The following is a 3,511-nucleotide window of genomic DNA, read 5'->3' on the forward strand; positions in this document are numbered from 1 at the left end:
GCGACGAACGGGATGGGCGGCACTCGCTGCGGCGAGTCTCGTGCTGGTGACGGCGGGATGCACGTCCGACAGCAGCGCAGCCACCGCACCAACGGCATCACCCACCCCGGCACCGTGCCGGTCGGAGGTCACCCGTGACGCGCTGCCGGTCTGGGCCAGGGCCGGGTTCAGCGACGACGGTACCGGCGTACCGCATGTCTTCAGTGAGCACGGCGACCTGCTCGCCGTGCTCTTCAAATATCCGCCCGCCTCCGCCGCCGATCCGCAGGACGGCACGAAGATCCTCTGGGTGTCCCGGCTCCCGCAGGAGCCGATGCAGCCGCTGGTCATCGAGGCGACCCTCGACGGCACGACCACCACCCTGACCCGCGAGGTCCCCGGCGGCCCCGGCCCTTCCTCGATCCAGCTGCCCACCGCCGGCTGCTGGCGGCTGGCCCTGAGCTGGTCCGGGCATCAGGACCGGATGATGCTGCAGTTCAGCTGACCGGCAGTTCTCAGCTGACCGGCAGTTCGACGGTGGCCCGGATGTCGCCGAGACCCCGCGCGATCAGCAGTTCGCCGCCGGCGCCGACCGACTCCCACGCTCCGGCCGCGGCGTCCCATCGGCGCCACATCCGGGCGTCCGGCGTGATCGTCACGCGGGTCGAGCCGCCCGCCGGGACGTCGACGCCCTGCCAGCCGACCAGGCGCACCGGCTCGTCGGGGCCGGCCGGCTGGAAGTAGACCTGCACGACCTCGCGGCTGTCCCGGGCGCCCGTGTTGGTCACCGTCACCGTCACGGCCGGGGCTTCGCCGGAGATCAGCCGGGCGTCCGCGTACTCCCAGGTGCTGTAGCCCAGGCCGTGACCCAGCCAGAACGCCGGGGCCGCCGGAGCCCGGCCCGCGTAGTGGCCGCGGTAGCCGATGAACCGGCCCTCGGCGTACTCCAGCTTGCCGTCGACCGGGGTGACCGACCACGCGGGTGACGTGCCGTCCGCGGCCGGGAACGTGGTGACGAGCCGGCCCGCCGGCTCGATCTCGCCGAGCAGGGCCGCCGCGATCGCGTGGCCGCCCTCCTGGCCGGGCAGGCCCGCCCAGAGCACGGCGTCGACCCGCGACAGCCACGGCATGATCACCGGTGTCGCCGCGTTGACCACCACGACGGTACGGCGGGCAGCCCCGGCCACCGCCTCGATCAGGGCGTCCTGCGCGCCCGGCAGCTTCAGGGTGCTCTTGTCGACGGCCTCGGTCTCCTGCTCCTCGGTGAGGCCGACCACGACCACCGCCACGTCGGCGCCGGCGGCGGCCCGGACCGCGTCGTCGATCACGTCGACGGTCTCCCGGGAGGCCTTGTGGCCGATGAGCCCGAACAGGCCCGCCCCGGCGAACTGGTCGCCGTTGAGCAGGGTGACGGTCGCCTCCAGCAGCTCGCCCTCGCCGACCTCGTAGAGCTGCGTGTGCAGCGGCGGCGTGAGCACCTCCTCGCCGAAGCCCTTACCGGAGACGCGCAGCTCCGGACGCGATTCGGTGTGGCCGACCCGGATCCACCAGTCGCCGACGCCGAGCACGCCGAGCTCGACCCGGCCGGCCCTGGTGATCCGGCCGTGCAGGACCGCGGTGGCGACCGTGCCGGTGAAGTCGTCGTCCATGCCGACCATCGTGGTGGCGTTGGCCGCGTGCCGTTGCTCCAGTTCGTTGCCGTCCGCGTCGAGCAGCGTGACGCGGATGCCGGGCTCACCGGTGATCGGGTCGACCAGGAAGCCACCGCGGGCCGGCACCGGCTTGGTGCGGACCTCGACGCCGTCGACGACCGTGACCCGGTCGCCGAGGCGGGCGCTCAGGCCCTCGGCCACGCTCACCTGGTACGGCGGGTTGACCTGGGCCGAGCCGCCACCCATGTCGATGGTCTCGACGGCATGCCGGCCGATCAGCGCCACGGTCTGCGCCGGCTCCAGCGGCAGGACGGCGTTGTCGTTGCTGAGCACGGTCATGCCCCGCGCGGCGAGCCGGGTCAGCTGCTCCTTGCGGATCTCGCTGTCCGGCGCGGGCAAGCCGTCCGGGTAGTCCCGTGGCGTGCCCAGGGCGCCCACCCGCTCGGCGAGCAGCAGCAGCCGGCTCAGGTGGTCGTCGATCACTGCCTCGTCGACCTCACCGGCGCGTACGGCGGCCACCAGCGCGTCGCCCCACGGGCCGCGCGGGCCGGGCATCACCAGGTCGAGGCCGCCGTTGGCCGCGGGGCCGGCGCTGCGGGTGGCGAACCAGTCGGACATGATCAGCCCGCGGTAGCCCCACTCGCCCTTGACGATCTCGTTGTTGACGTGGATCTGCTCGGTGGCGGCCTGGCCGTTGACGTCGTTGTAGGCCGCCATCATCGACCAGGCGTCCGCGTCGGTGACGGCGATCTCGAACGGCAGCAGGTACAGCTCGCGCAGCGTCGCCTCGTCCACGACGCTGTCCACGGTGTTGCGGTCGGTCTCGCTCTCGTTGGCCACCAGGTGCTTGAGGGTGGCGCCGACGCCGAGCGCCTGCATGCCGCGCACGTACGCGGCCGCCAGCCGGCCGGTCAGCAGCGGATCCTCGGAGTACGCCTCGAAGAGCCGCCCGCCCAGCGGGGTGCGGTGCAGATTGATGGTCGGGCCGAGCACCACGTGGATCTGCTGGGCCAGCGCCTCCTCGGCGAGCAGCCGCCCGGTCTCCTCCAGCGCGCTCTCGTCCCAGGAGGACGCCAGCAGGGTGGCGTTCGGGAACAGCGCGACGATCCGGCCGCCGCTGAACTTCAGCCCGCGTACCCCGGTGGGCCCGTCGGAGAGCCGTACCTCGCTCAGGCCGATGGCCGGCTCGGCGGCCAGGGTGAACGAGGTGGCGCCGGTGAGCAGCGCGACCTTGGCCGGCAGATCCAGGGATTTGAGGAGCGCGGCGTGCTCGGACACGGGTGCTGGGGTCATGGAAGCCTCTTCGCCAGGGGGAGCTGACACGTGTAACTTGCTCGTGTCAGTAACGTAAACGGCAGCGGCCGCGCACGGCAAGAGGTGTCCGTCATGACAGACAGCACGATCCGCCGGGTGACCAGCGCCGACGTCGCGAAGCTGGCCGGGGTCTCCCGGGCCACCGTCAGCTACGTGCTCAACGACACCCCGCACCAGACCATCTCGGCGGCCACCCGCGGCCGGGTCATCGACGCGGCGACCAGCCTCGGGTACGCGCCCTCGGCGGCCGCGCGGGCCCTGCGCACCGGCCGTTCCGACGTGGTGCTGTGCCTGCTGCCGGACTGGCCGATCGGCCCCGAGGTCGGCACGCTGCTCGGCAACCTCTCCACCGAACTGGCCCGCAGCGGCATGACCTTCGTGGCGCACCCGGGCAGCCAGGCGGACCGGCCGATCGCGGACCTGTGGAAGGCGATCACCCCGGCCGCGGTGCTGGCGTTCACCGACTTCTCCCCGGCCGAGATCGACGCCATGCGCGCGGCCGGGGTCGCGCTGGTCGTGGGCCTGCTCGGGCGCAGCACCTCCCCGCGCCGCGAGCTGGAGGTGCC

3 protein-coding genes are annotated in these 3,511 nt (G+C 73.1%); 2 read left to right on the top strand and 1 reads right to left on the bottom strand.

What is annotated here, in order from left to right; genetic code table 11:
• Nucleotides 1–484, top strand: a 484-nt coding sequence (locus AB0C29_RS38910) for a hypothetical protein (RefSeq protein ID WP_360831520.1), incomplete at its 5' end; no start/stop codon positions are given.
• Between the two features lie 10 nt (nt 485–494).
• On the opposite strand, the gene AB0C29_RS38915 is transcribed toward AB0C29_RS38910, so the two are convergent.
• Nucleotides 495–2,924, bottom strand: a complete 2,430-nt coding sequence (locus AB0C29_RS38915) for a glycoside hydrolase family 3 C-terminal domain-containing protein (protein WP_360831523.1) — start codon at nt 2,922–2,924, stop codon at nt 495–497.
• Between the two features lie 93 nt (nt 2,925–3,017).
• Here AB0C29_RS38915 and AB0C29_RS38920 point away from each other — a divergent pair.
• The coding region (locus AB0C29_RS38920) for a LacI family DNA-binding transcriptional regulator (protein WP_360831525.1) at nt 3,018–3,511 on the top strand (494 nt) is incomplete at its 3' end.

Source organism: Actinoplanes sp. NPDC048791 (assembly GCF_040650095.1).
Classification (GTDB): domain Bacteria; phylum Actinomycetota; class Actinomycetes; order Mycobacteriales; family Micromonosporaceae; genus Actinoplanes.

Excerpts from the sequence above, each read along its gene's own strand:
- AB0C29_RS38915 (WP_360831523.1), bottom strand. The coding sequence starts at position 2,924 with ATGACCCCAGCACCCGTGTCCGAGCACGCCGCGCTCCTCAAATCCCTG.